Raw genomic sequence first — 25606 nt, 5'->3', positions numbered from 1 at the left:
TTCGTGGTGGTCAGCGACCGCCGCCGGAATTCCTCCGGCCTGCCGATTCGAGGTCCCGCTGCCATGGACGCCACTGAAACGGCGAGCCGCAGGCCCCTGCTGTCCGGACGCCGCCCGCTCGCCCCGCACCTGTCGGTCTACGTGTTCATCCTCGGCCCGTTCCTGGGCCTGCTCGCCGCCGTCCCGATCGCGTGGGGCTGGGGCCTGCTGTGGTGGGACGCGCTGCTCGCCATCGGCTGGTACGTGCTTACCATCCTCGGCGTGACGGTCGGCTACCACCGCTACTTCACGCACGGCGCCTTCCGCGCGAAGCGCTGGTTGCGCATCACGTTGGCGGTCGTCGGGAGCATGGCGGTGCAGGGGCCGATCCTGCACTGGGTCTCCGACCACCGACGCCACCACGCGTTCGCCGACCGCGAGGGTGATCCGCATTCACCGTGGGCGTTCGGCACCTCACCAGCCGCGCTGGTGCGCGGGTTCTGGCACGCGCACCTGGGCTGGGTCTTCGACCGGGACCTGACCAACCAGCAGCGGTTCGTGCCGGATCTGTTGGCGGACAAGGACATTCGGCTGATCCACCGGCTCTTCGGCCCGTTGACGGTGCTCACCTTCGCGCTGCCCGCGCTCATCGGCGGGTTGATCACCGGGACCTGGTGGGGTGCCGCGACGGCGTTCTTCTGGGCCGGGCTGGTCCGCGTTGCCTTCGGGCACCACGTGACCTGGTCGGTGAACTCGATCTGCCACCTCGTCGGCGAGCGACCGTTCCGCAGCCGGGACAAGGCGGCGAACTTCTGGCCGCTGGCGGTGCTGAGCATGGGCGAGTCGTGGCACAACCTGCACCACGCCGATCCGACCTGCGCACGGCATGGCGTGCGGCCCGGCCAGATCGACATCTCGGCGCGGTTGATCTGGATCTTCGAGAAGTTCGGCTGGGTCAGCCACGTGCGGTGGCCGACACCGCAGCGGCTGGCCCGCCTGTCCGCGCAGTGAGCCGGTCATGACCGCAGGTGCGGCAGCAGCCCGCCCCGCAACTCCCAGCGGCGGGTGACCGGGTTGCGGACCCAGCGCATTTCGCCTTCCTGCTCCCACGGCCGCAGCGCCGCGAGGTGGCGGGACCACAGCCAGTTCTGGGTCTCGACGTACCGCCGGATTCCGGCGAGTACGTTGCGCTCCGGCCTGTCCTGAAGTGGCGTGTTCATCGGTGCCTCATCCCCGTTTTCGTTGCTGATGGCACCAAGTGTGTGATGCGCCAATTCCTGCCAACAGTGGCAGGCATGCCGTTGTGCGACAAAATCCTGCCAGCTACCGTTGGAGGCATGCTCCGCACCGTGGCAGCGGTCGTGATGGACCACGTCGCTCCGTTCGAACTGGGCGTGCTCTGCGAGGTCTTCGGCCTCGACCGCACGGCCGATGGCGTGCCGCCGATCGAGTTCCGGGTGTGCGGGCCGCGCGCTGGCGCGCCGCTTCGCACGTCCGTGGGGATGAGCCTGGTGCCCGAGTACGGGCTCGACGGGCTGGACGGCGCCGATGTCGTCACCGTGCCCGCGTGCCAGATCCGGGACTCCTACCCACCCGAGGTGCTCGCCGGGCTGCGCGCCGCCGCGGCGCGCGGGGCCACCGTGCTCTCGGTGTGCTCCGGCGCGTTCGTGCTCGGTGCCGCCGGACTCCTCGACGGTCGGCGGTGCACGACCCACTGGTACCACGCGGCCGATTTCCGCCGCCGGTTCCCGACCGCCCACCTCGACCCGGACGTGCTCTACGTCGACGACGGCGACGTGGTGACCAGCGCGGGCACCGCCGCTGGCATCGACGCCTGCCTGCACCTGGTGCGCCGCGAACTCGGTTCGGCCGCGGCGACGACGATCGCGCGCCGAATGGTGGTTCCGCCGCAGCGCGACGGCGGGCAGCGGCAGTTCATCGACCTGCCCGTCCCCGAATGTTCCGGGGACAGCCTGCAGCCGCTGCTGACCTGGTTGCAAGAGCGGCTGGACACCGAGCACACCATCGCCGACCTGGCCGAGCGCGCGCGGATGTCACCGCGCACGTTCGCGCGGCGGTTCGTCGCCGAAACCGGCACGACGCCGAACCAGTGGCTCGTCACCCAACGCGTGCTGCACGCGCGGCGGTTGCTGGAAGACACCGAACTGGGCATCGACCAGATCGCCCGCGAATGCGGATTGCGCACCGCCGCGCTGCTGCGGCACCACTTCCGACGCGTCGTCGGCGTCACGCCGCGCGACTACCGGCGCACCTTCTCCGCCGCCATGAGCTCCGCCTGACCCGCTGACGGGCCTCAGCGGCGGGTGGCCGACGCACAGGCTATGCAGGTCGTGGTGGCGGGCAGCGCTTCCAGGCGCTCCCGCGCGATGGCCTTCCCGCACCGCTGGCAGATGCCGTAGGTTCCGTCGTCCAGCCGGGCGACCGCCTGCTCCAGCGCGTCGAGGTCGCGCCGGGCGTCGGTGAGCAGGCTCTGCACCTGGGCCCGCTCGTAGGCGACCGTGGCGCCTTCCGGGTCGTGCTCGTCGTCGCTGCCGGTCCACGTCGAGACGTCGCCGATGGACTCCAGGTGGCGCTGCAGGGACTCGATCCGAGCCAGCGCGCTCGCCCGTTCTCCGGCCAGCAGCTTGCGGGCCGTCCGCTGCCTGGGCACGGACGGCGCACCCCGCCGCGGCCGGTCCTCCACGAAAGTGGAACGTCCGCGCGCAGCGAGCTATTCCGGGTCGTGAGCGGGCAAGCGGCGCTCTCACCTGGTTGTTCCAGGCGGGAGCGCCGCTCGTCCACTGGCGACCGTCAGGCGCTGCGGTCTCCGGTGTGCGCCGGTTCGCGATCCTCGGTCGACTCGGTGCTGGCCTTCGCCTTCGCGTTCGCGCGGGAGCGCAGCAGGCTCGCGACGGTCGTCACCCCGAGGGTCAGCACGATGAAGCCCAGCGACGTGGCGATGCCGATGTTCGGGACCGCGAAGTGGATCTCCTCGATGTGTGAGCCGTGCAGCGCCTCGATGATCAGCTTCAGCCCGATGAAGCCGAGGACCACCGCCAGGCCGTAGCTGAGGTACACGAGGCGGTCGAGCAGACCGCCGATGACGAAGTAGAGCTGCCGCAGGCCCATCAGTGCGAAGGCGTTCGCGGTGAAGATGATGAAGCCGTCCTTGGTGAGCCCGAAGATCGCGGGCATGGAGTCCAGCGCGAAGATCACGTTCGCCAGCCCGAGCGCGGAGACGACCACGATCATCGGCGTGAACATCCGTCGGCCGTCGACCCGGGTGATCATCTTGCCGCCGTCGTAGGTGTCGGTGGTGGGCAGCACCCGATGCAGCGCCCGGATGACCGCGTTGTCCGAATCTTCCGGCTCGTCACCGGAGCTGTCCCTGGCGACCTTCACCGCCGTGTAGATCAGGAAGGCCCCGAAGATGTAGAAGACCCAGTTGAAGGCGCTCAGCGCGGCGACCCCGGCGGCGATGCACACCGCCCGCAGCACCAGGGACAGCACGATGCCGATGAACAGCACCCGGTGCTGGTGCTCCTTCGGCACGGCGAACCGCGACATGATGATCACGAACACGAACAGGTTGTCGATCGAGAGGCTGTACTCGGTCACATAACCCGCGAAGAACTCGGCGCCGCTGGTGGCCCCGGCGAAGACCAGCAGCAGGACTCCGAAGACGGCCGCGAGGGCGACGTAGAACACCACCCACAGGCTCGCTTCCTTGACCCCGACCGCATGTGGTCGGCGGCCGACGAGCACCAGGTCCCCCACGATCAGGGCGGCCAGTACCGCCAGAGTCGCGATCCACACCCAGACCGGGAAATTCATCGAGACGTCACCTCCGTGCGCCACCACGCGTCAGGGCCGGAGGTCCGTTCCGGCACATTTGATCCGATTTGCCAGATCTCATTCCCGACAATTTGCATGCAGTATACTGTATGGCACCAAGATCCAAAGTGACCACTGCGACAATTCCGGCAATACGTTGGAAAATGCGTCCATTCGGAGCAGAAATCCCGACATACAAAGGAAATTCACGCCATACGACCGATTTGTTCACAAAGGTTCGATTGCGGCGGAATCTACTGATTTCGCCCGGTATGTCGATACTCCACAAAGGACACACAAGGGATTCGCATCGCTGGATCATCGATGCCGCCGCAGGGCGAAGTCAACGTTGGTCGGGACACATCGCCGCAGTCAGCGGCGCTCCGCCGACACCACGGCGCGCTCCACCAGCGCCACCCGCACCGACTCCAACACCGCGAACCACCGACCGTGGTGCTCGGCGATCTCGCACAGCTCGAACCCGGCCGCGGCGGCCAGCGGGCCGATCGCGTCCGCCCCGACGATGGCCCAGCGGAACGCGGCACTGCGCCGGTCGTCGTGCACGACCTGGCCGGTGCCCTGCCACAACCCGGCCCCCGGCGGCTCCACCTCCACCCAGACGTGCCCGCCGGTGCGCACCAGTTGGTGCACGCGGCGCAGCAGTGCCCCCGGATCGCCGCCGATGCCGATGTTGCCGTCGATGAGCAGCGCCTCGCGCCAGTTGCCCGTACCCGGCACCGGGCGGAACACGTCGCGGCACAGCGCCACGGCGTTGCGGCTGATGGTGAGGTGGACGGCCAGCGGCGAGGTGTCGATGCCCAGCGCGACCACCCCGCTGCCGGTCAGCGCCGCGGTGAGCCGACCGGGGCCGCAACCGATGTCGAGCGTCGGCCCCTGGCAGGCGCGCAACACGTGCTGGTCGGCGGCATCCGGCGCGGCGGCCCACCGGCGCCCGGACACCGGGCGGACGGCGCCGTCGCTGGTCAGCAGGGTGCACTGACCGCCCCGCAAAGCCATGTCGAATTCGCCGCTCATCGGCGGCACCCGGCAGGCAGGCTCGCCGCGAAGCGGGAACTGGGCAACGAGTCCGCGACGCGCAGCGCGTCGGCCATGGTGTCCACATCGGACAGCCGGGGCAGCGGTGCGACGCGCAGGCCCGCCGCGCGCAGGGCGGCCAGGGTTCGCGCACCGGTGTCGTCGCGGGAAGTGGGGATCGCGCCCAGCAGCTCGGCGGCGGCGGCCGAGCGGAAACCGGCTACCCACCACCCGCCGTCGTCGGCCAAGCCCAGCGCGGCGTCCGCGGCGCGCAGCGCCGAACAAGCCTCGGCGAGCAGTTCCGGCGTCACCTGCGGGGTGTCCATGCCGATCTGCACGATCGGCAGGCCGGGGTGCGCGGCGGCGGTGTCGGCGTGCGCGGCGGCCAGCCGTCGCGGAAAGCTGTCGCCGCGTTGATCTAGAACGGTCCAGCCGTGCAGCGCGGCGCGCAGTTCGGTCGAACAGGTGGCCGCGTTCAGGTCCCCGGCCAGCGCGACCACCGGGTGGACCCGTGGTGTGCTGGCGACCGCGTCCAGGGTGTCCAGCAGGCTCGCGGCGGCGACGCGGGCCGCCTCCTCGTGCGTTGCGGGCGGGCACAGCCGCGTCTTGGCCAGGCCGGGCACGGGGGCTTTCGCCACCACGAGAAGCGCCGTCGTGCTCACCACAGCACCCCCGCCATGTCCCGCACCGCGCGGGCCGTGCCGCGCACCGAACCGGAGATCTTCGACCGGGTCCCGGCCGCGCGAGGCCGGTATTCGACGTCCAACTCGTGCACCCGCCAGTTCGCCTCCGCCGCCTTGCACAGCAGTTCCAGCGGGTAGCCGAACGCGCGGTCGACGATCCCCAAGCGCAGCAGGTCGGTTCGCCGGGCGGCGCGGATCGGGGCGATGTCGTGCACCGGCAGACCTCGGCGCCGCAACAGCCCGGCGAGCACCGCGTTGCCCGCCCGCGCATGCCACGGCCACGCCGCCGCCGACACCGGGACCCGCCGTCCGACCGCCAGATCGGCCTGCCCCCGGCGCACCAGGGCGACCAGCACGGGCAGCACACCGGGATCCAGCGAGCCATCGCAGTCCAGGAAGCAGACGAACTCGGCGGAGGCCGCCATCAACCCCGCGTGCACCGCCGCTCCGTAACCGCGCTGGGACTCGCGGACCACCACCGCGCCGTGCGCACGCGCCACTCCCGGTGAGCCGTCAACGGATCCGTTGTCCACCACCAGCGGGCGGTAGCCACGCGGCATCGCGGCGAGCACCCCGGGGAGTGCGGCCGCTTCGTCCAAGCACGGCAGCACCACGTCCACGTCGTCCATGGCAGTCAGTGAAGCTCACTGTGGACTGTTCGAAAACTCGTGCCGTGCTTAAGGAATCATTACGTCCACGAGGATATTACGAGGTTCTGACGGATCGCCAGCAGGAGTTGGTCCGCGGGGCCCGGCGGGATTACCTTCGCATCGGTGCAACTCCTCCCCCGAGCCGCCGCCGCGCAGCGGTCGCGCGCTGATCTGATCGCGCTCGCCGTGGCCGTCGCCGCCATCGCCGCAGCGGCGGTGGCCGGTTTCCTGCTCAACCGCGCGGGCGTGCCGCTCTACGCCGACGCCGCACCCCTGTTCGGGTACTGGTTGCCGCACGTCGGTCCCGGCACACCGTTCGCGGTGCTCGCCGCGGCGGCCGTCATCGCATGCGGACCGGCGGTGGCCGCGCGCCTGCCGTGGGGCAGGCTGCTCACCGCCGGGTACGCGGCAGCGCTGCTGTGGACGTTCTCGCTGGCGATGATCGACGGCTGGCAGAACGGCATCGCCGGGCGGCTCACCGAACGGCCGGAGTACCTGCACGACGTGCCGAGGGTGACCGACATCGGCGCCATGCTCAGGGTCTTCACCGATCGGATCCTGGACGGTCAACCCGATTCCTGGACGGTGCACGTCTCCGGCCATCCACCGGGTGTGCTGCTGTGCTACGTCTGGCTCGAACGCATCGGGCTCGGCGGTGGGGCCTGGGCCGCGATCGTGTCGGTGCTGATCGGCGCGCTCGCGGCGGTAGCGGTGCCGGTGACCGTGCGGGCGCTGGCCGGGGAGGCAGCGGCCCGCGCGGTCGTGCCGTTCGTGGTCCTGTTCCCGGGCGCGGTGTGGGTCGGGGTGTCCGCCGACGGGATGTTCACCGGGATCACCGCCACCGGCGTGGCCCTGCTGGCCATCGCATCGACCCGGCGGGGGCCGAAGGCCGATGTGGCGGCGGTGCTCGCTGGTGTCCTGCTGGGGTTCGGGCTGTTCCTGAACTACGGACTGGTGCTGATGTTGCCGTTCGTGTGCGTGGTGCTGCTGTGCACGCGTGGGGTGCGTGCGCTGCTGCTCGCGGCCGTCGCCGTGGCCGGGGTGGTCGCGGTGTTCGCGCTGCAGGGGTTCTGGTGGCTGGACGGCTATCACCTGGTCGTCCAGCGCTACCACCAGGGCGATTACGCCCAGCGGCCGTACAGTTACTGGGTCGGGGGCAACATCGGCGCGCTGCTGATCTCAGCGGGCCCGCTGGCCGCTGTGGCGGTGCGCCGGGCGGTCCTGGACCGGGGTGCGGCGGCGTGGCTGGTGCTGGCTGCGGCGGTGGCCGTGCTGGCCGCCGACATCTCCGGGCTGAGCAAGGCCGAAGTGGAGCGGATCTGGCTGCCGTTCGCGGTGTGGTTCGCTGTCGGTGGCGCGCTGCTGCCCGCCCGGCACCACCGCTGGTGGCTGGCCGGGCAGGCGGTGATCGCGCTGGCGGTGAACCACTTGATCGCGACGAACTGGTGAAGCCGATGAACGATGCCGGGGCGGGACGGGTGCTGGTGGTCGACGACGACCACGCCGTCCGCGATGTGGTCCGCAGGTACCTGGAGCGGTCCGGGTACGAGGTCGGTCTGGCCGGGGACGGGGAGACGGCGCTGCGCCTGTTCACCGAGCGGGAACCGGATCTCGTGGTGCTGGATCTGATGCTGCCGGGCATCGACGGACTGGAGGTGTGCCGCCGGGTGCGGGCGCGCAGCCAGGTCCCGGTGGTGATGCTGACCGCGCTGGGCGAGGAGTCCGACCGGGTGCTCGGGTTGGAGCTCGGCGCCGACGACTACGTCGTCAAACCGTTCAGCCCGCGCGAACTGGCGCTGCGGGTCGGCTCGGTGCTGCGGCGCTCCCGCACGGCACCGACCGCCACCGCCGAGTCCATCGTGGACGGTGCACTTCGGTTGGACCTTCCGGCGCGGCGCGGCGCGCTGGATGGCGCCGAACTGTCGCTGACCGGCCGCGAGTTCGACCTGCTGGCGTTCCTGATGCGCAATCCGGGCCGCGCCTTCACCCGCGCGGAACTGCTGGAAGAGGTGTGGGGCTGGAGCTTCGGCGATCACTCCACCGTGACCGTCCACATGAGACGACTGCGGGAGAAGATCGAGCCCGATCCCGCCCAGCCCCGCCGGATCTGCACGGTGTGGGGCGTGGGATACCGGTACGACCGGTCATGACCCGTCGCGAAGAGCAGGATGAGAACGCATGGATGTGATCACCGAACTCACCCACGTCGTGCCGTACGCGGTCGGCCTGTCGCTGCCGGTCGCGCTGGTGGGCGCGGGGTTGCTCTACGTGTTGCGGCAGCGCTCGCTGGCCACGGCGTTGACCGTGCTGGTGCTGGTTCCGCTGCTGGCCACCCTGGCCGGGGTCCTCGGCGTCACCGGGTTCATGTTCGGCCCGCAGCTGACGACGGTGATGGTGATCTGCACGGCGGTCGCGGTGGTGACCGTGCCGGTCGCGGTGCTGCTCGGCCGCAGCATCGCCCGGCGCAGCGTGTGGGAGCGGGAGGCGCGGGCGCGGGAACGGGCTGCCGAAGCGTCCCGGCGGGAACTGGTCGCGTGGATCAGCCACGACCTGCGCACCCCGCTGGCCGGGATCCGCGCGATGGCCGAGGCACTGGCCGACGGCGTGGTCGACGAGCCGAGCGAGGTCTGCGACTACGCCGCCCACATCCGGGCGGAAACAGAGCGGTTGTCGGGCATGGTGGAAGACCTCTTCGAGCTGTCCCGGATCACCGCCGGTGCCGTCCAGCTCGACTTCTCCGCCGTGCCGCTGCGCGACGTCGTCAGCGAGGCGGTCGCGGTGGAGAACCCGCTGGCGCAGCGTCGCGGAATCCAGTTGCGGACCGAGACCAGCGACTGGCCGGTGGTCACCGGCAGCGATCCCGAACTCGCCCGCGTGGTGCGCAATCTGCTGTCCAACGCGATCCGCCACACCCCGCCGGAAGGCTCGGTGGTGCTGGCGGCCGGTCACGACGGGGCGCAGGCCTGGTTGCGGGTCGACGACGCCTGCGGCGGCATCGCGCCCGACGAACTGGATCGGGTCTTCGACGTGGCCTTCCGGGGCAACAAATCGCGGCCGCAGCACGACGAAGCGCGGGAACCGGCGGGCGCCGGGCTCGGGCTGGCGATCGCGCGCGGCCTCGTGCAGGCCCACCACGGCACGATCACCGCCCGAAACCACGGCCCCGGCTGCCGCTTCGAGATCCGGCTACCGCTGTCCGCCGCCCAGCGCGGCTGACTCGCGCAGCGGGGCGTGCGCGAATTCCTCGACGCCCGTGGTGAAATCGACGGCGGCCCGGAAACCCAGCACGCGCGTCGCCTTCGCCGGATCGGCCACGATGTGGCGCACGTCGCCCGGCCGCGCGCCGCCGACGACGCGCGGCGCCGGTCCCCCGCAGGCGCGCGCGAGCTCGCCCGCGAGCTCGCCGATCGTGTGCGGCGTGCCGGAGCAGATGTTGAGCGCGTCCAGTTCACCGGGCGGGGGTTCGGCTTCCACCGCCGCGAGGTTGGCGGCGGCGACATCGCTGACGTGCACGAAATCCCGCCGCTGGTGGCCGTCTTCCAGCACGACCGGTGCTCGGCCGTCGTGCAGCGCGGAGCGGAACAGCGACGCCACACCCGCGTACGGGGTGCCGCTGGGCATCCACGGCCCGTAGACGTTGTGGTAGCGCAAGGCCCACACGCCACCGCCGGTCTGCCGGGCCCACGCCGTGGCCAGGTGTTCCTGCGCCAGCTTGGTCGCCGCGTAGGTGCTGCGCGGATCGAGCAGGGCGTCCTCGGGCACCAGCTCGGGTTGCAGGGCGTCCTGGCAGATCGGGCACCTGGGCTCGTACTGCCCGGCGGCGAGGTCGTCGCCCCGGCGCGGCGCGGGCCGGACCAGCGAGTGCTGCGGGCAGCGGTATCGGCCCTCGCCGTAGACGACCATCGACGACGCCAGCACCAGGCGGTGCACCCCGCTGGCGTGCATGGCGGCGAGCAGCACCGCGGTCCCGTGGTCGTTGTGCGAGGCGTAGTCGGGCATGTCCGACGGATCGACGCCGTGGCCGACCATCGCGGCCTGGTGGCACACCACGTCCACGCCGTCGAGCAGCCCGGTCACCGCGTCGGAATCACGCACGTCGCCGCGCACCAAGCGATGCCGGGATCGGGGGACGGTGCCGTGCGCTTGCGGCAGGAACGCGTCGAGCAGCACGACGTCATGCCCGCGGTCGGCCAACGCATCGGCGACGGTTGATCCGATGAACCCGGCGCCGCCGGTTACCAGAATTCGCACGCCCCCGACGGTAAGCGCAGCGCGCGCCGTCCGAGAGATCCAGCGGCGCGACGTCATCAATCCGTCAGATTTCGCCGCTCGCTCTTACGCTTGTCTTACGAGGTGGTGAGGCTGGTGGCCAAACCGGTTCCGGAGACGTGGAATGGTGGCATGACCTCTGTTCCCGTTCCGCGGCTGCGCGCCGCGGTGGTCGGCCTGCTCGCCACTGCCGCCGCGCTCGGCGCGGGGCAGCTCGCGGCGGGCCTCGCGGCTGCGCGCACCTCGCCGTTCGTCGCGGTCGGCAACGCCGCGATCGACTTGACGCCGGGTCCGGTGAAGGAATTCGCCATCGCGCTGTTCGGTACCGCCGACAAGACCGCGCTGCTGACCGGGATGGGCATCGTGATCGCCGCGCTGGCGGTGGCGGCCGGCCTGCTGTCCCGCTGGCACTGGTGGCCGGGCGCCGCTGTGATCGGGGTGTTCGGGCTGGTCGGGGTGATCGCGACGGTGTCCCGGCCGGGCGGCGGGTTGGTCGCGCCGCTGACTTCGCTGGTGGTCGGGGTGGTGGTGTTCCGGTGGCTGCACCACGTCGCCGGGATGGCGGCGATCGGCCCGGGAACCAGCACCGTCGAGGTGGACGCGGATCGACGGCGGTTCCTGGTCACCTCGACCCTGGTGGTCCTCGGCGCGGGCGCCGCCGGTATCGCCGGTGGCTTCCTGCAACGCGGCGCGGGCGTGACCGCCTCGCAGGCCGCGGTCGCGGCGCGGATCCCGAAGGTCCCGCCACTACCGATCCCGCCCGGCGCGGACTTCGTCGCATCGGGCACACCGACGTTCCTGACCGCGAACCGGGACTTCTACCGGATCGACACCGCGCTGGTGGTGCCGCAGCTGCGCGCCGAGGACTGGCGCCTGCGGCTGCACGGGATGGTGCGGCGCGAACTGGTGCTGACCTTCGACGACCTGATCCAGCGCGGCTTGCAGAACCGCCTGATCACGCTCACCTGCGTGTCCAACGAGGTCGGTGGCGACCTGATCTCCACCGCGGAGTTCGTCGGCGTGCCGGTGCGGGATCTGCTGCTGGAGGCCGGGGTGCTGCCCGGCGCCCAGCAGTTGTTCACCACCAGCGTCGACAGCTACACCGCGGGCACTCCGCTCGACGTGCTGCTGGAACCGGACCGGGGCGCGCTGCTGGCGGTCGGCATGAACGGCGAACCGCTGCCCGCCGAGCACGGTTTCCCGGTCCGCATGGTCGTTCCGGGGCTCTACGGCTACGTCTCGGCCACCAAGTGGCTAGTGGACGCCGAGGTCACCACCTTCGACCGGGCGCCCTACTGGGAGCAGCGGGGCTGGGCCCAGCAGGCGCCGATCAAGACCGAATCCCGCATCGACCGCCCGCGGGCGCAGGCGTCGGTGCCCGCCGGACCGGTCACCGTCGCCGGAATCGCCTGGGCGCAGCACACCGGCATCGACCGGGTCGAGGTCCGGGCCGACGGTGGACCTTGGCAGCCCGCCGAACTCGCCACCGATGTCAGCAGGGACACCTGGCGGATGTGGCGGGCCACGATCGACCTGCCGCCGGGTGAGCACGTCGTGGAATGCCGCGCCACCGACCGCACCGGCCAACCGCAGACGCCGCAACGCCAACCGGTCGTCCCCGACGGCGCAACCGGCTGGCACTCGGTCGGATTCAGCTGCACCGGATGACGGATCCGGTGGGCTGCGAAGATCGGGGGTAGCGGGCTCAACCGAAGGAGTTGGTGATGGCGGGTGCGCAGTCGGGCATGCGGGGCAGTCTGGTCGGTTACGGGGACGCGGAATTCTCGTTGTTCCTGCGGAAAGCCTTCATCAAGGGCGCCGGGTACACCGACGACGTGCTGGATCGGCTGGTCGTCGGGATCGTCGACACCGGCAGCGGCTTCAACCCCTGCCACGGCAACGTGCCGCAGCTGATCGACGCGGTCAAACGCGGCGTCATGCTCTCCGGCGGCTTCCCGGTGGAGTTCCCGACGATCTCCCTCCACGAGAGCTTCGCCCACCCCACCAGCATGTTCCTGCGCAACTTGATGTCGATGGACACCGAGGAGATGATCCGGGCGCTCCCGGTGGACGCGGTGGTGCTCATCGGCGGCTGCGACAAGACCGTCCCCGCCCAGCTGATGGGCGCCGCTTCGGCGGGCAAACCGGCGATCCAGCTGGTCACCGGGTCGATGCTGACCGGCTCGCACCGCGGCCGCACCGTCGGCGCCTGCACCGACTGCCGCGCGTTCTGGGGCCGCTACCGGGCCGGGGAGATCGACGACGAGGAGATCGACGAGGTCAACGGCCGCCTGGTGGGCAGCGTGGGCACCTGCTCGGTGGCCGGAACCGCCAGCACGATGGCCTGCATCGCCGAAGCGCTGGGCATCGCGCTGCCCGGTAGCGCCGCGCCACCGGCGGTCACCGCCGACCGGGCCCGCATCGCCGAGCTGACCGGACGTCGAGCGGTCGAAATGGCGCGGTCGGGCCTGGCGATCGAGAAGATCCTCACCGCCGAGGCATTCGAGAACGCGCTGCGGGTGCTGCTGGCGGTGGGCGGGTCGACCAACGCGGTGGTGCACCTGGCCGCGGTGGCCGGACGGCTGGGATTGCGCCTCGACCTGGCGCTCTTCGACCGGATGAGCCGGGAAACGCCCGTGCTGGTCAACCTCAAACCGGCCGGGGACCACTACATGGAAGACCTGCACCGCGCCGGTGGCGTACCGCGAGTGCTGCGGGAACTGCGCGAGCTGCTCAACCTCGACGCGCTGACCGTCACCGGGCGCACCCTCGGCCAGGAACTCGCCGACGCACCACCGCCCTTCGACCAAGACGTGATCCGGCCGCGCACGAACCCGATCTACCCGACCGGCGGAATCGCGGTGCTGCGCGGGAACCTGGCCCCGGGCGGCGCGATCATCAAGCAGGCGGCGGCCTCCCCCGACCTGCTCGAACATCGGGGCCGCGCGGTCGTCTTCGAAAACGCAGCCGACCTCGCCGACCGGATCGACGACGAAGACCTCGACGTCGAGCCCGACGACGTGCTGGTGCTCAAGAACATCGGGCCGATCGGTGCCCCGGGCATGCCGGAAGCCGGATACCTCCCCATCCCGAAGAAGCTCGCGCGCCGGGGTGTCAAGGACATGGTTCGGATTTCCGACGGCCGGATGTCGGGCACCGCGGCGGGCACCATCGTCCTGCACGTGTCACCGGAGGCGGCGGTCGGCGGGGCGCTGAAGCACGTGCGCAGCGGCGACATGATCCGGCTGAGCGTCCGCGACCGCGTGCTCGAACTCGAAGTGCCCGACGAAGAACTCCAGCGCCGCGCCGACCTCGCGAAGTCCACATCGGACACCGCGCCGCGCCGGGGCTACGCGAAGCTCTACGCGGACCAGGTGACCCAGGCCGAAGAGGGCTGCGATTTCCGCTTCCTGCAAGCCGAAACCCGCCGGGGCACCATTCCGCGCCGCTGACCTCACCAGCTCGCCGCGCATCACATTGACAAGCGGGTCCATCTACGCAACGGTTCGGCTGAGTAGCAGTACGGACGGGAGTTGACGCCGATGACCGACGACGGCGGACCGATGGCCGGGACCGGGTTCTTCACCTCGGTGGACGACGTGTCCGCGAAACTGGCCGAGGCGGGATACCTGGCATCCACCGCCGTCGCGACCACGGTCTTCCTGGCCGACCGGCTCGGCAAACCGCTGCTGGTGGAAGGCCCGGCGGGGGTCGGCAAGACCGAGCTGGCCAAGGCGGTCGCCCAGGTCGGCGGCGCGCGCCTGGTGCGGTTGCAGTGCTACGAGGGCGTCGACGAAGCCCGCGCGCTCTACGAGTGGAACCACGCGAAGCAACTGCTGCGGATCACCGCCGGGCGCGATGAGACCTGGGATGCGGCCCGCACCGACATCTTCAGCGAGGAGTTCCTGCTCCCGCGCCCGCTGCTGACCGCGATCCGAGGCAGCGAACCGACGGTGCTGCTGATCGACGAGACCGACAAGGCCGACGTCGAGGTCGAAGGGCTGCTGCTGGAGGTGCTCAGCGACTTCCAGGTCACCGTGCCCGAACTGGGCACCATCAGCGCGGTCCGCCGCCCGTTCGTCGTGCTCACCTCCAACGCGACCCGCGAGCTGTCCGAGGCGCTGCGCCGCCGCTGCCTGTTCCTGCACATCGACTTCCCCGACGCCGGGCTCGAACAGCGGATCGTCCGCCTGAAGGTGCCCGGTCTCGACGAGGTGCTGGCCAGTTCGCTGGTCGAGGTGGTCGGCGCGCTGCGCGCGATGCAGCTGCGGAAGGCCCCATCGGTGGCGGAAACCATTGACTGGGCCCGCACGCTGCTCGCCCTGGGCGCCGACACCCTCGACGAGACGGTGGTGCGCGACAGCCTCGGCGTGGTCCTCAAGCACCAGGACGACGTCCGCAAGGCCGCCGAGAAGCTGGCCGTGACGTGACCGAGCCCGCGGGCGGCGTTGCCGCGCGGCTGACCGGATTCGCCGAAGCGCTGCGGTCCCACGGGGTCTCGATCGGTCCCGGCGAAACCGTCGACGCCGCAGCCGCGCTGGAGGTCCTCGGCCTGGCCGATCGAGAACGGGCCCGCGAGGGCTTGGCCGCCGCGCTGCTGCACACCGACGGGCAGCGCGCGGTGTTCGACGCGACCTTCGACCTCTTCTTCCCGCTGGGCGTCGGCCTGCCGGAAGGCGTGCGCTCCGCAACCGAACCGACCAGCCTCGACGATCGGCTGGTCGAGGCGCTCGCCAGCGACGATCAAGCGGCGCTGACCCAACTCGCCGGTGAGGCGGTGGAGACGCTCGGCCGCTTCGGTTCCGCCGACGGCGGCTGGTCGGCGCACCAGGCGCTCGACCGGCTGCAACCGCAGACCCTGCTGGCTCGCGTGCTCGCCGCGCTGCGCGCCGGAGATGCCCCCGACTTCACCGATCGGCTGGACAGGGACGAGATCCGCCGCCGCATCGAGGCCTTCCGCAACCGGGTGCGCACCGAGGCCCGCCGCCGGATGGCCGAGGTGCGCGGACCGGAGCGGATCGCCAAGCACGCCATCATCCCCAGCGCCGACCAGATCGACTTCCTGAACGCCGGTCGGGATCAGCTGGCCGAACTGCGCCGGGCGGTGCAGCCGTTGGCCCGCAAGCTGGCCACCCGGCTGGCCGCGCGCCGCAGGCAGGCCGCGCGCGGGCGGATCGACCTGCGCCGCACGCTGCGCCGCTCGCTGTCCACCGGCGGCGTTCCGCTGCATCCGGTCCACCAGCGCCACCGCCCGGCTCGGCCGGAGATCGTGCTGCTCTGCGATGTCTCCGGCTCGGTGGCCGGGTTCGCGAACTTCACGATGCTGCTGGTGCAGGCGCTGCACGACCAGTTCAGCAAGGTCCGGGTGTTCGCCTTCGTCAACCGCACCGACGAGGTGACCGGGCTGATCTCCGCCGCAGCGGCCGATCCGGTCGAACTCGGCCGCCGGATCCTCAGCGAGGCAGCGGTCACCAGTTGGCACGCCAGCAGCGACTACGGTGCCGCGCTCGGCGAATTCACCGACCGCCACCTCGGCGTGGTCGGCCCGCGCACCTCGGTGCTCATCCTCGGCGACGCCCGGACCAACGGCTGGGACCCGAACCTGCCCGCGCTGCGGCAGATCGTCGACCAAGCCCGCCGGGTGTACTGGCTCAACCCCGAGCAGACCGCCCGCTGGTCAACCGGCGACTCGGCGGCCCACGCGTACGCCGACATCGTCGAAATGCACCAATGCCGCAACGCCCGCCGACTCAGCGAACTCGTCGCCCGACTGCTGCCGGTCTGAGGTGGCACCGGAAACGACCCCGGCTTCCGCCGCCCGGCTCCGAGTCAACTGTGGACGCTTGGCTGCGAGCTCAGGTCGTGACGAGGCAACTCATGCGACGTCTTCCACTTCGCGCAGCAGCTCTTGCGCCGCGACGTGGACGTGGACGACGCCGCCCTCGATGGTCACCGGATGGGTGCGCACCGGGCGCCGGGCGGGCAGACTGGCCGGGATCCCGGTGCGCAGGTCGAAGGACGCCGCGTGCAGCGGGCACTCGACGAAGCAGCCTTCCAGGAAACCGTCGGACAGCGCGGCGTCCTGGTGCGTGCAGGTGTCATCCACCGCGTAGAACTCCCCGTCGGCGTTGAACACGGCAATCGGGACGTCGGCGAAGAACCGGACCGACTCGCCGGGCGTCAGTTCCTCGACACGGCAGACCGCGACCATCGTCAACCCTCCTCTGTGTTGCGCATAGCAGAACTATGAAGCGTGATGCGCAACAGAATCCATGAGACGCGGATGGTCGTCAAGAGCTCCGGCGATGTTCGTTCGATCGTCTTTCCCGCTCCCCACATGGGATTTGTTGCCGAGGAGTAACACCGGAGCACCCTCCGGCGAGTTCGTGATGCCGACGCGTGACACCTCTTGACAGCGGAACGAGCCGAGCCGCAATGTTGTCTCGCATTGAGCAACTCGCCCCGTGATGCGCAACCACGGGACGACAGCCACCTTGTCGAAAGCTCTCGGATCGAGTTCAGGAACAGGTCTGGAAAGGACGAGTGCTGGTGACCCCTCCCCCCACACCCCGAGTGATCATCATCGGCGCCGGCATCGTCGGCTGCTCGCTCGCCGACGAACTCACCGAGCGCGGCTGGACGAACGTGACCGTCGTCGACCAGGGTCCGCTGTTCGCCACCGGCGGCTCCAGCTCGCACGCGCCCGGCCTGGTCTTCCGGACCAACGCCGCCAAAACGCTGACCGAGTTCGCCGACTACACCGCGCGCAAGTTCGGCGGCCTGGATCTTGACGGGCAGCCGTGCTTCCAGCAGGTCGGCGGGCTCGAACTGGCCACCACCGCCGCGCGCTGGGACGACCTGCAGCGCAAGCACGGACTGGCCACCTCGTGGGGCATCCGCTCCGAACTGCTCACCCCGCGGGAATGCGTTCGGCTGTGGCCGACGATCGACCGAGACCAGGTCCTCGGCGGTTTCCACACCCCGGAGGACGGGCTGGCGAAAGCACTGCGGGCGTGCGAGGCCCAAGCCCGCCGCGCGATCGCCAGGGGCGCGGTTTTCCTGGCCCACCACGAGGTTTTGGGCATCGAGCAGCGCGGCGGTCGCGTCAGCAGCGTGGTGACCGACCGCGGCGCGTTCCCCGCCGACATCGTCGTCTCCGCCGCGGGCCTGTGGGGTCCGAAGATCGGCCGGATGGTCGGCGTGGACGTGCCGCTGCTGCCGATGGCCCACCAGTACGCCAAGACCACGCCGCTGGCCGAACTCGGGGGGCTGGGCGACGAGTTGCACGACGCCCGCCGCCCGATCCTGCGCCACCAGGACGCCGATCTGTACTTCCGGGAGCACTTCGACCGCCTCGGCATCGGTTCCTACGCCCACCGTCCGATGCCGGTCGACCTCGCCGAGCTGCCCAGCGTCGCGGAAGCCCAGGTCATGCCGTCGATGCTGGAGTTCACCGAAGCCGACTTCGCCCCCTCCTGGCAACGCGCGCTGGAACTGCTGCCAGCCCTGCGGGACGCGAAGGTCGAGGAGGGCTTCAACGGGATCATGTCGTTCACCACCGATGGCATGCCGTTGCTGGGCGAATCCCGGCAGGTGCCCGGTTTCTGGCTGGCCGAAGCGGTCTGGGTGACCCACTCGGCCGGGGTCGCCCGTGCGCTCGCGCAGTGGCTCATCGATGGCCGATCGACCACGGACCTGCACGAATGCGACGTGCACCGCTTCGAACAGGTGCAGCTCGGCGCCGACTACGTGCGCGAGCGCGCCGCGCAGGCCTTCGTCGAGGTCTACGACGTCCTGCACCCGTTGCAGCCCGCCGAGCACCCGAGGCCGTTGCGCACCAGCCCGTTCTACCCGCGCCAACAGCAGCTCGGCGCCTTCTTCCTCGAAGCGGGAGGCTGGGAGCGCCCGCAGTTCTACGAGTCCAACGCCCCGCTCGCCGACGGGCTCGCCCTGCCGCCGCGCGGCGCGTGGGCCGCGCGGTACTGGTCGCCGATCGCCGCGGCCGAAGCCAAGGCAACCCGCGAGCGGGTGGCGCTCTACGACATGACTCCGTTGAAGCGCCTGGAGATCTCGGGGCACGGCGCGCTGGAATTCCTGCAGCGGATGACCACCGGCCAACTCGATCGCAAGCCGGGTGCGGTCAGCTACGCGCTGCTGCTCGACGAGGCCGGTGGGGTGCGCAGCGACCTCACCGTGGCGCGGCTGGAGCACGACCACTTCCAGGTCGGGGTCAACGGCAACCTCGACCTCGACTGGTTCCGGCGGCACGCTCCCGACGACGGTTCGGTGGTCATCCGCGACATGACCGCCGGTACCTGCTGCGTCGGCGTGTGGGGCCCGCGAGCTCGCGACCTCGTCCAACCGCTGACCCGCGAGGACTTCTCGCACCGGGGTCTGGGCTACTTCAAGGCGCGCCGCGCCACCATCGCCGGAGTTCCGGTCACCGCGATGCGGGTGTCCTATGTGGGCGAACTCGGCTGGGAGATCTACGCCGATGCCGACGGTGGTCTGCGGTTGTGGGACGCGCTGTGGGAAGCCGGGCAGGAGCTGGGTGTCGTCGCCGCCGGTCGCAGCGCCTTCAACAGCCTCCGGTTGGAGAAGGGCTACCGGGCCTGGGGAATCGACATGACCACCGAGCACAACCCGTACGAGGCCGGTGTCGGCTTCGCGGTGCAGTTGGACAAGGGCGATTTCGTCGGCCGCCGCGCGCTGACCGAGCTCGCCGACCAGCCCCTGCGCCGCAAGCTCGTCCCGCTGCTGTTCGAGCACCCGGAACACGTGGTGCTGGGCAAGGAACCGGTGTACTGCGCCGATTCCGCGATCGGCTACGTCACCAGCGCCGCCTACGGTTACACCATCGACCGGTCGATCGCCTACGCCTGGCTACCCGCGCACGCCGCCGCGCCCGGCACCCGCGTCGCCGTCGAGTACTTCGCCGAACGGCTCCCGGCCACCGTCGCCGCGGAACCGCTGTTCGACCCCGAGATGGCCCGCATCCGCCGTTGATCCCCAATCGCTTCCCCGGAAATCCCTGCTTCCCCGGAAATCGAGGTGCATCGATGACCGCGACTGGATTGCCGCAGAGCCTGCTGGCCACCTTGGCGGGCCAGTACTACACCGATCCGGCGATCTTCTCGCTTGAGCAGTCCCGCATTTTCGAATCGACCTGGTTCTGCGCGGTGCGGTGCGACGACCTGCGCTCCCCCGGTGCGTTTCGCACCGTGCGGGTCGGCCGGGAGAGCGTGCTCGTGGTCCGCGACCGCAACGGCTCGCTGGGCGCGTTCCTCAACGTGTGCCGACACCGCGGCGCGCGGCTGTGCACCGAGACAGCGGGCCAGGTCAGGCGCTCGCTGCAATGCCCTTACCACGCCTGGACATACGGCCTGGACGGCAAGCTGATCGCCGCACCGAACCTCACCAGCATGGCGGACGTGGACCGCACCGAGTACGGCCTGAACCGCGTGCAGCTGCGCGAATGGCTGGGCTACGCGTGGGTGTGCCTGGCCGACTCGCCACCTTCCTTCGCCGACACCGTGATCGCCGATGTCACCGAGCGGTTGGGCGGCGCCGACGAGATCGAGGCCTACCAGATCGACTCGCTGCGCCTGGGCAAGCGCATCGAGTACGACGTGCAGGCGAACTGGAAGCAGATCGTCGAGAACTTCATGGAGTGCTACCACTGCGCGACGATCCACCCCGAGCTGACCGAGGTGCTGCCGGAATTCGCCGACGGCTTCGCCGCGCAGTACTACGTCGGCCACGGCGCCGAATTCGGTTCGGACGTCGAGGGATTCACCGTCGACGGCAGCGCCGGGCTGGAGCGGCTGCCCGGGGTGGGCGACCACCAGGACCGCCGCTACTTCGCGATCACCGTGCGGCCGCAGGTGTTCATCAACCTGGTGCCGGACCACGTGATCTTCCACCGGATGTTCCCGCTCGCCCCCGACCGCACGCTCGTCGAGTGCGACTGGCTGTACCTGCCGGGCGTGGTGAACTCCGGGCGCGATCTGTCCCGATCCGTGGAGCTGTTCCACCGGGTCAACCAGCAGGACTTCGACGCCTGCGAACGCTGCCAGCTGGCCATGGATTCGCGCGCCTATTCGCGGGGCGGCGTGCTGGTGCCCAGCGAACACCACATCGGCGCCTTCCACGAATGGGTGCTCGGCAAGATCGGCGATGCCGTGGCCTGACCTGGCGCGGGGTCTGCCCACGGCAGTTGCGGCCGGGTGGCTCGGCGTACATTTGTTTGGTGCGTGCTGGGGCTGCCCGCGCACGAACACGACAGGGAACGTTTCCGTCCTGGCCTGGCCGGGACCGCGGCACCGAGAAGGTTGATCGGGTGGTTGTCCCCACGGCTAGTCCGGAACGCGCTGCAAGAACGGGTCGCGGCAAGGCCGGAGGGCGCTCCGCCGGTGCGGTCTGGCTGCGCATGCTCGCGGCCGTCGTCGCCGGGTTCGCGCTGTACGCCGGATCACCGCCGCGCGACCTGTGGTGGGTCGCGCCGATCGCGTTCGCCGGGTTCACCGCCGTGATCCACCGTCGGCGGGCCCGCGCCGGATTCGGCTACGGCCTGCTGTTCGGGTTCGCCTACCTGCTGCCGCTGCTGGGCTGGCTGCAGGACTTCCTCGGCGCCGACTTCGGCCCGTGGCCGTGGCTGGGAGTGGCCGGGGTCCAGGCGCTGTTCATCGGCCTCGCCGGGGCCGGGATGGCCCGGGTCAGCCGCCTGCCCGGCGCCCCGGTGTGGATGGCCGCGGTGTTCCTCACCGCGGAAGCGCTGCGCTGCGCCGTGCCCTTCGGCGGATTCCCGTGGGGACGGCTGGCCTTCACCCAGGACACCGGCGTGTTCCTGCCGCTGGCCGCGCTCGGCGGCACCGCACTGATGTCGTTCGTGGTCGCTCTCGTCGGCGGCGGCCTGGCCGAGCTCGCCCGCCAGGTGCGCGCCCCGCGCCGCTGGGCCGCCCCGCTGGCGGCCGTGCTGGTGCCGGTGGTGGCCGGGTTGGCCATGCTGCCGTTCATCGGCACCGACCCCAACGCCGGAACGGCCAGGGTCGCGATCGTGCAGGGCAACGCGCCGAACATCGGACTCGGCCTGCTCTACGAGGACGACGTCCTGCACGCCAACCACATCAACGCCGCACAACGGCTCGCCGACGACGTGGCCGCCGGGCGGGTGCCGCGACCGGATCTCGTCGTGCTGCCCGAACAGGTCGGCAGCTGGGGGCCCGGCCAAACCGATCCGGACCTGTCCGGCATCGCCGCGCAGCTCGGTGTCCCGCTGGTGGTCGGCGGGCTCGGCGAGGACGGCAACGGCGAGGTGCACAACGAGATCCTCCAGTGGGACCCGGTCTCCGGCGCCGGTGAGCGCTACATCAAGCAACACCTGGTGCCCTTCGCCGAGACGATTCCGATGCGCTCGGTGGCGCGGCTGGTCAGCCCGTTCGTGGACCGATTCCGCGAGGACATGACGCCCGGTCACGAGCCCGGTGTGCTCGACGTCGCGGGCCTCCGGCTGGGCGTCGGGATCTGCTACGACGTGGCCTACGACGACGTGTTCACCGGCGCCGCGCAGCAGGGTGCGACGCTGTTCGCGGTGCCGACCAACAACGCCTGGTACGGCCACTCGGAGATGAGTTACCAGCAGCTGGCGATGTCCCGGCTGCGCGCGGTGGAACACGGCCGGGCGGTCCTGGTGGCCGCGACCAGCGGAGTCAGCGCCGTGGTGCAGCCCGACGGCAGCGTGACCCAGCAGACCGAGCAGTTCACCGCGCAGAACCTCGTCGCCGAGGTGCCGCTGCGCTCGACGCAAACCCCAGCCACCATGCTGGGCAGCATTCCGATGTGGACGCTGGTGGTGCTGGGTGTCGGCGCGGTGCTGTTCACCTGGCGGCGGCGGGCAGCCGACGCCTGATCCCGATCGAAACGAGTGCACGGCCGGTCGACCTGACCGGCCAGGAGGACATGGATGGCGAACCGGCAAGCCCCCCGAGGTGACGCCGACTCGGTGCTGGTGGTGATCCCCACCTACAACGAGCGGGACAACCTGGAGCCGATCGTGCGGCGGCTGTTCGCCGCCCTGCCCACGGCGCACCTGCTGGTCGTCGACGACAACAGCCCCGACGGCACCGGGGAGATCGCCGACGAACTCGCCGCGGCCGACGAGCGCGTGCACGTGCTGCACCGCAGCGCGAAGGCCGGGCTCGGTGCGGCGTACGTGGCGGGCTTCGACTGGGCGCTGGCGCGGGATTACGCCGCGATCGTCGAGATGGACGCCGATGGCTCGCACTCGCCCGAAGATCTGCCCCGGCTGATCGGCATGCTGGGGCCGGAGGGGACCGGCGCCGACGTCGTGCTGGGTTCGCGCTACGTGCCCGGGGGGCGGACGGTGAACTGGCCGGTGTACCGGGAGTTGCTGTCCCGCGGCGCGAACGTCTACTCCAAGCTGGCGCTCGGCCTGTCGGTCAACGACATCACCTCCGGTTACCGCGTGTACCGGCGGGAGGTCCTGGAGAAGCTGCGGCTGCACAACATCGCTTCACAGGGTTACTGCTTCCAGGTGGACCTGACGTTGCGCGCGGTGCAGGCCGGGTTCGTGGTGGTCGAAACGCCGATCACGTTCGTGGAACGCGAGATCGGCAACTCGAAGATGAGCGGCGCGGTCGTGCGCGAGGCGCTGCTGCGGGTGACGACGTGGGGCCTGCGCCGCCGCGGCCACCAGGCGGCCGATGCGCTGCGGTCGCTCCTGCGCTGAAACATCGAAGCGCCTGGGTTCAGCCCGTCCCAGGCGCTTCGTCGATCCCGGTGCTCGGCTAGCCGCGCCGCTCCCGCAACAGGTCGAGGCGCTCGTTGAGCAGTTCCTCAAGTTCCGGGATGGTGCGCCGCTCCAGCAGCATGTCCCAGTGGGTGCGCGGCGGCTTGGCCTTCTTCTGCTCCGGCTCGTTGCCGTCGATGATCTTCGACTCGGTGCCGTGCAGACGGCACTCCCAGGTCGGCGGCACTTCGGCGTCGTCAGAGAACGGCACCTCGAACTCGTGGCTCTTGGGGCAGGCGTAGCGCACCGTCCGGCGCGGTGCGAGGTCGTGGTTACGGTCGGTCTCGTAGCTCACCGCTCCGAGCCGGCTGCCACGCAGAACGCGGTCGGCCATGACGGTTCCTTTCACTTCGGCCCGGGGCCGAGCCCGGGCGGTTGTGCTCACCGTGTGCAACGACGGAGGACCCGCCGTCTGTTCCCGGTGTCGTGCTTCTGGTTGCCGTCGGTGATGTTGTTCACCCGTCAACGACGGCCTCTACCTAGAGATGCAGCCGGTCAGCGTTCGTGACGCGTTTTCCCACTTGCAATCTATAGGTGCGTTCGAACGGGTGATAGTGCCAGATAGCGAGTCACTATGGCTAAGCCAGGTCACGGGAAAGTAGCCAGAGTGGGACGGAGATCACGACACTGATGGCGGACTTGACATGAAAATTGATAACTGAATGTAGCGACATTTGGTTCCCTGCTGTCACAACGCTGTGTACCGGCATATTCCGCGAACCCGACTGACCACGGAAGGGCCTGTCACCAGCATGGAGCAACGCGGCGCCGACAGCGAGACGGGTGCGGATAGTCACGCACCGCACACGCACGGTCGCCGTCGCGCGGTTCAAAGGATCTTCGGCGCGGGATTGCCGACCGCCTCGATCGCCCGCCGCACCGGCACCAGCGCGACCAGCACCAATCCGACCGCGAAGAACACCACCAGCGAGATGATCGCCAGCCGGAACGACCCGGTCGCCTGCCCGACCCCGGCGAACACCAGCGGCCCCAACCACGACGTGGACCGCTCCCCCACCTCGTACAGCGAGAAGTACTCGGCTTCACGACCGGGTGGCACCATCTGGCTGAACAGCGACCGCGACAACGCGTTGGTACCGCCCAGCACCAAGCCGATGCCCACCGCCACGCCGTAGAACTGCATGTCCTCCCCGGCCTGCACGAAGTACGCCCCGACCAGCACCACCAACCAGGTGGCGAGGCTGATCAGGATCGTCTTCTTCGCGCCGATGCGCCTCGCCACCATCCCGTGCAGCATGCCGCCGACGAACGCGATGAACTGCACGATCAGCAACGTGATGATCAGCGAGTCCTGCGGCAGCTTGAGCTCCAGGTTGCCGTACTGGGCCGACACCTGGGCGACGGTGGAGATCCCGTCGGTGTAGATCCAGTACGCGCCGAGGAACGCCAGGGTGAGCGGGAAGTGCTTCGCCTGCCGGAAGGTGGTGATCAACTGCTTGAAACCCGCGGTGACCGCGGAGGCGCCCCGCTCGGAGCCCTCCGGGGCGTGGTGCCGACGCAGCGCCGTCAGCGGCAGCAGCGTGAACACCGCCCACCAGACGCCCGAGGACAGGAAGATCAGCCGCACCGCGGTGTCGGAGTCGAGCCCGACGGACTCGTGCCCGAGGTAGATCACCAGGTGCATGGCCAGCGCGACGCCACCACCCAGGTACCCGATGGCCCAGCCGCGGGTGGAGACCTGGTCCCGCTCGTCGGCGTCGGCGATCTCCGGCAGGAACGAGTAGTACACCACCACCGAAGCGCCGAAACAGATGTTGGCGAGGATGAACAGCGCCACCCCGAGCTGCCAGTCCTGCCCGCCCACCAGCGCCAACAACCCGGTCGTCGCGGCACCGCCGAAGGCGAAGACCGCCAGCATCAGCCGCTTGCCCTGGGTTCGGTCGGCGATCGCCCCGGTGATCGGCAGCACGACCACCTGCACCACGGTGGCCACCGACAGCAGGTAGCCCCACAGCGAACCGGCCGGGAACGTGAGCCCGAGCACCGAGATGTCGCACTGCACCAGCGCGTTGCCCTGCGGGCAGGCGTTCGGGCCATTGCGCGCCACATCCGCCCTGGCGGCCTCGGTGGCCACCGAGGTCAGGTAGAGCGAGAGGAAGACCGTCGTCACCGAGGTCGGGAACACCGAGTTGGCCCAGTCGTACCAGCACCAACCGCGCTGTTCCCGGCGCCGCCTCCGCGCGGCATCCGGTGCCAGTTCGCTGTCCATCAGGCTCATCCGTTCGGTCCTCCGGCCAATGTCACTCGATTGGGGGTAATCGGACCTTACTGGCTCAACGAATACGGCGGAGGTCCGTGCGGGGACAATGCGTAGTTCCACTCGGAAA

The 25606-nt window shown here is 70.3% G+C and carries 23 protein-coding genes; 13 read left to right on the top strand and 10 right to left on the bottom strand.

All coding sequences use genetic code 11. The features are described 5' to 3' along the window. Window positions 1–63 precede the first annotated feature (63 nt). Window positions 64–990 carry an acyl-CoA desaturase gene (locus ACTWQN_RS17245; RefSeq protein ID WP_443204501.1) on the top strand — a complete coding sequence of 309 codons (927 nt, stop codon included), beginning with the start codon at window positions 64–66 and terminating at the stop codon, window positions 988–990. A gap of 5 nt (window positions 991–995) precedes the next feature. Here the strand turns inward: ACTWQN_RS17245 and ACTWQN_RS17240 are convergent, their stop codons facing one another. Next, window positions 996–1199, bottom strand: a complete 204-nt coding sequence (locus ACTWQN_RS17240) for a hypothetical protein (protein WP_443204500.1) — start codon at window positions 1197–1199, stop codon at window positions 996–998. Between the two features lie 117 nt (window positions 1200–1316). Between ACTWQN_RS17240 and ACTWQN_RS17235 the strand changes: the two genes are divergently transcribed. After that, complete coding sequence (locus ACTWQN_RS17235) at window positions 1317–2279, top strand: GlxA family transcriptional regulator (protein WP_443204499.1); 963 nt, start codon at window positions 1317–1319, stop codon at window positions 2277–2279. A 14-nt stretch (window positions 2280–2293) separates the two neighbouring features. On the opposite strand, the gene ACTWQN_RS17230 is transcribed toward ACTWQN_RS17235, so the two are convergent. From ACTWQN_RS17230 to ACTWQN_RS17210, 5 genes are all read right to left on the bottom strand, one after another. After that, on the bottom strand, window positions 2294–2650 hold the full coding sequence (locus ACTWQN_RS17230; protein WP_443204498.1) for a TraR/DksA family transcriptional regulator: 357 nt from the start codon (window positions 2648–2650) through the stop codon (window positions 2294–2296). Window positions 2651–2790: 140 nt separating this feature from the next. Further along, window positions 2791–3813, bottom strand: a complete 1023-nt coding sequence (locus tag ACTWQN_RS17225) for a TerC family protein (protein ID WP_443204497.1) — start codon at window positions 3811–3813, stop codon at window positions 2791–2793. 372 nt (window positions 3814–4185) lie between these two features. Then, on the bottom strand, window positions 4186–4848 hold the full coding sequence (locus ACTWQN_RS17220) for a class I SAM-dependent methyltransferase (RefSeq protein WP_443204496.1): 663 nt from the start codon (window positions 4846–4848) through the stop codon (window positions 4186–4188). Continuing rightward, window positions 4845–5513 carry a TIGR04282 family arsenosugar biosynthesis glycosyltransferase gene (locus tag ACTWQN_RS17215; protein ID WP_443204495.1) on the bottom strand — a complete coding sequence of 223 codons (669 nt, stop codon included), beginning with the start codon at window positions 5511–5513 and terminating at the stop codon, window positions 4845–4847. The genes ACTWQN_RS17220 and ACTWQN_RS17215 overlap by 4 nt, the downstream gene beginning before the upstream one ends. Continuing rightward, the gene (locus ACTWQN_RS17210) at window positions 5507–6160 is read right to left on the bottom strand and encodes a glycosyltransferase family 2 protein (RefSeq protein ID WP_443204494.1); all 654 of its coding nucleotides are present in this window, start codon (window positions 6158–6160) and stop codon (window positions 5507–5509) included. The genes ACTWQN_RS17215 and ACTWQN_RS17210 overlap by 7 nt, the downstream gene beginning before the upstream one ends. Before the next feature lie 144 nt (window positions 6161–6304). Here ACTWQN_RS17210 and ACTWQN_RS17205 point away from each other — a divergent pair, with 144 nt between their 5' ends. From ACTWQN_RS17205 to ACTWQN_RS17195, 3 genes are read left to right on the top strand one after another with little or no spacing between them, the layout of a single operon-like run. Beyond that, the gene (locus ACTWQN_RS17205) at window positions 6305–7630 is read left to right on the top strand and encodes a hypothetical protein (RefSeq protein ID WP_443204493.1); all 1326 of its coding nucleotides are present in this window, start codon (window positions 6305–6307) and stop codon (window positions 7628–7630) included. 5 nt (window positions 7631–7635) lie between these two features. Further along, window positions 7636–8331 (top strand): response regulator transcription factor, encoded by a 696-nt coding sequence (locus ACTWQN_RS17200; RefSeq protein WP_443204492.1) that lies wholly within the window; start codon window positions 7636–7638, stop codon window positions 8329–8331. A gap of 28 nt (window positions 8332–8359) precedes the next feature. Continuing rightward, on the top strand, window positions 8360–9397 hold the full coding sequence (locus tag ACTWQN_RS17195) for a sensor histidine kinase (RefSeq protein ID WP_443204491.1): 1038 nt from the start codon (window positions 8360–8362) through the stop codon (window positions 9395–9397). Here ACTWQN_RS17195 and ACTWQN_RS17190 read toward each other — a convergent pair. Then, entirely contained in the window at window positions 9368–10432 is a 1065-nt protein-coding gene (locus ACTWQN_RS17190; protein ID WP_443204490.1) for an NAD-dependent epimerase/dehydratase family protein, read from the bottom strand. The genes ACTWQN_RS17195 and ACTWQN_RS17190 overlap by 30 nt on opposite strands. Window positions 10433–10582: 150 nt before the next feature. Between ACTWQN_RS17190 and ACTWQN_RS17185 the strand changes: the two genes are divergently transcribed. The 4 genes from ACTWQN_RS17185 to ACTWQN_RS17170 all read left to right on the top strand — a co-directional run bounded on the left by ACTWQN_RS17185 (window position 10583) and on the right by ACTWQN_RS17170 (window position 16235). Beyond that, a complete protein-coding gene (locus ACTWQN_RS17185) occupies window positions 10583–12118 on the top strand; it encodes a molybdopterin-dependent oxidoreductase (RefSeq protein ID WP_443204489.1) in 1536 nt (511 codons plus the stop codon). 56 nt (window positions 12119–12174) lie between these two features. Beyond that, the gene (locus ACTWQN_RS17180; RefSeq protein WP_443204488.1) at window positions 12175–13902 is read left to right on the top strand and encodes an IlvD/Edd family dehydratase; all 1728 of its coding nucleotides are present in this window, start codon (window positions 12175–12177) and stop codon (window positions 13900–13902) included. 111 nt (window positions 13903–14013) lie between these two features. Further along, on the top strand, window positions 14014–14880 hold the full coding sequence (locus ACTWQN_RS17175) for an AAA family ATPase (protein WP_443204555.1): 867 nt from the start codon (window positions 14014–14016) through the stop codon (window positions 14878–14880). Next, window positions 14877–16235: a vWA domain-containing protein gene (locus ACTWQN_RS17170; protein WP_443204487.1), complete on the top strand. Its 1359-nt coding sequence runs from the start codon at window positions 14877–14879 to the stop codon at window positions 16233–16235. Before ACTWQN_RS17175 ends, ACTWQN_RS17170 begins: the two co-directional genes overlap by 4 nt. 90 nt (window positions 16236–16325) lie before the next feature. Here ACTWQN_RS17170 and ACTWQN_RS17165 read toward each other — a convergent pair whose 3' ends face one another. Then, complete coding sequence (locus ACTWQN_RS17165) at window positions 16326–16661, bottom strand: bifunctional 3-phenylpropionate/cinnamic acid dioxygenase ferredoxin subunit (RefSeq protein WP_443204486.1); 336 nt, start codon at window positions 16659–16661, stop codon at window positions 16326–16328. Window positions 16662–16999: 338 nt separating this feature from the next. Here ACTWQN_RS17165 and ACTWQN_RS17160 point away from each other — a divergent pair, with 338 nt between their 5' ends. The 4 genes from ACTWQN_RS17160 to ACTWQN_RS17145 all read left to right on the top strand — a co-directional run bounded on the left by ACTWQN_RS17160 (window position 17000) and on the right by ACTWQN_RS17145 (window position 23198). Further along, the gene (locus ACTWQN_RS17160) at window positions 17000–19456 is read left to right on the top strand and encodes a GcvT family protein (RefSeq protein WP_443204485.1); all 2457 of its coding nucleotides are present in this window, start codon (window positions 17000–17002) and stop codon (window positions 19454–19456) included. A gap of 53 nt (window positions 19457–19509) precedes the next feature. Further along, window positions 19510–20640, top strand: coding sequence for an aromatic ring-hydroxylating oxygenase subunit alpha (locus tag ACTWQN_RS17155; protein WP_443204484.1), 1131 nt, complete (start codon window positions 19510–19512; stop codon window positions 20638–20640). A gap of 149 nt (window positions 20641–20789) precedes the next feature. Then, the gene (gene lnt, locus ACTWQN_RS17150) at window positions 20790–22358 is read left to right on the top strand and encodes an apolipoprotein N-acyltransferase (protein WP_443204483.1); all 1569 of its coding nucleotides are present in this window, start codon (window positions 20790–20792) and stop codon (window positions 22356–22358) included. Window positions 22359–22412: 54 nt separating this feature from the next. Next, window positions 22413–23198: a polyprenol monophosphomannose synthase gene (locus ACTWQN_RS17145; RefSeq protein WP_443204482.1), complete on the top strand. Its 786-nt coding sequence runs from the start codon at window positions 22413–22415 to the stop codon at window positions 23196–23198. Window positions 23199–23256: 58 nt separating this feature from the next. Here the strand turns inward: ACTWQN_RS17145 and ACTWQN_RS17140 are convergent, their stop codons facing one another. Next, window positions 23257–23592, bottom strand: a complete 336-nt coding sequence (locus ACTWQN_RS17140) for an RNA polymerase-binding protein RbpA (RefSeq protein ID WP_242190154.1) — start codon at window positions 23590–23592, stop codon at window positions 23257–23259. A 495-nt stretch (window positions 23593–24087) separates the two neighbouring features. Next, window positions 24088–25497: an MFS transporter gene (locus ACTWQN_RS17135; protein WP_443204481.1), complete on the bottom strand. Its 1410-nt coding sequence runs from the start codon at window positions 25495–25497 to the stop codon at window positions 24088–24090. Between the last annotated feature and the right edge of the window lie 109 nt (window positions 25498–25606).

Source organism: Saccharopolyspora antiqui, assembly GCF_052246905.1.
In the GTDB taxonomy this organism is placed as follows: Bacteria; Actinomycetota; Actinomycetes; order Mycobacteriales; family Pseudonocardiaceae; genus Saccharopolyspora.
This window is presented reverse-complemented; position numbering and strand designations above follow the sequence as displayed.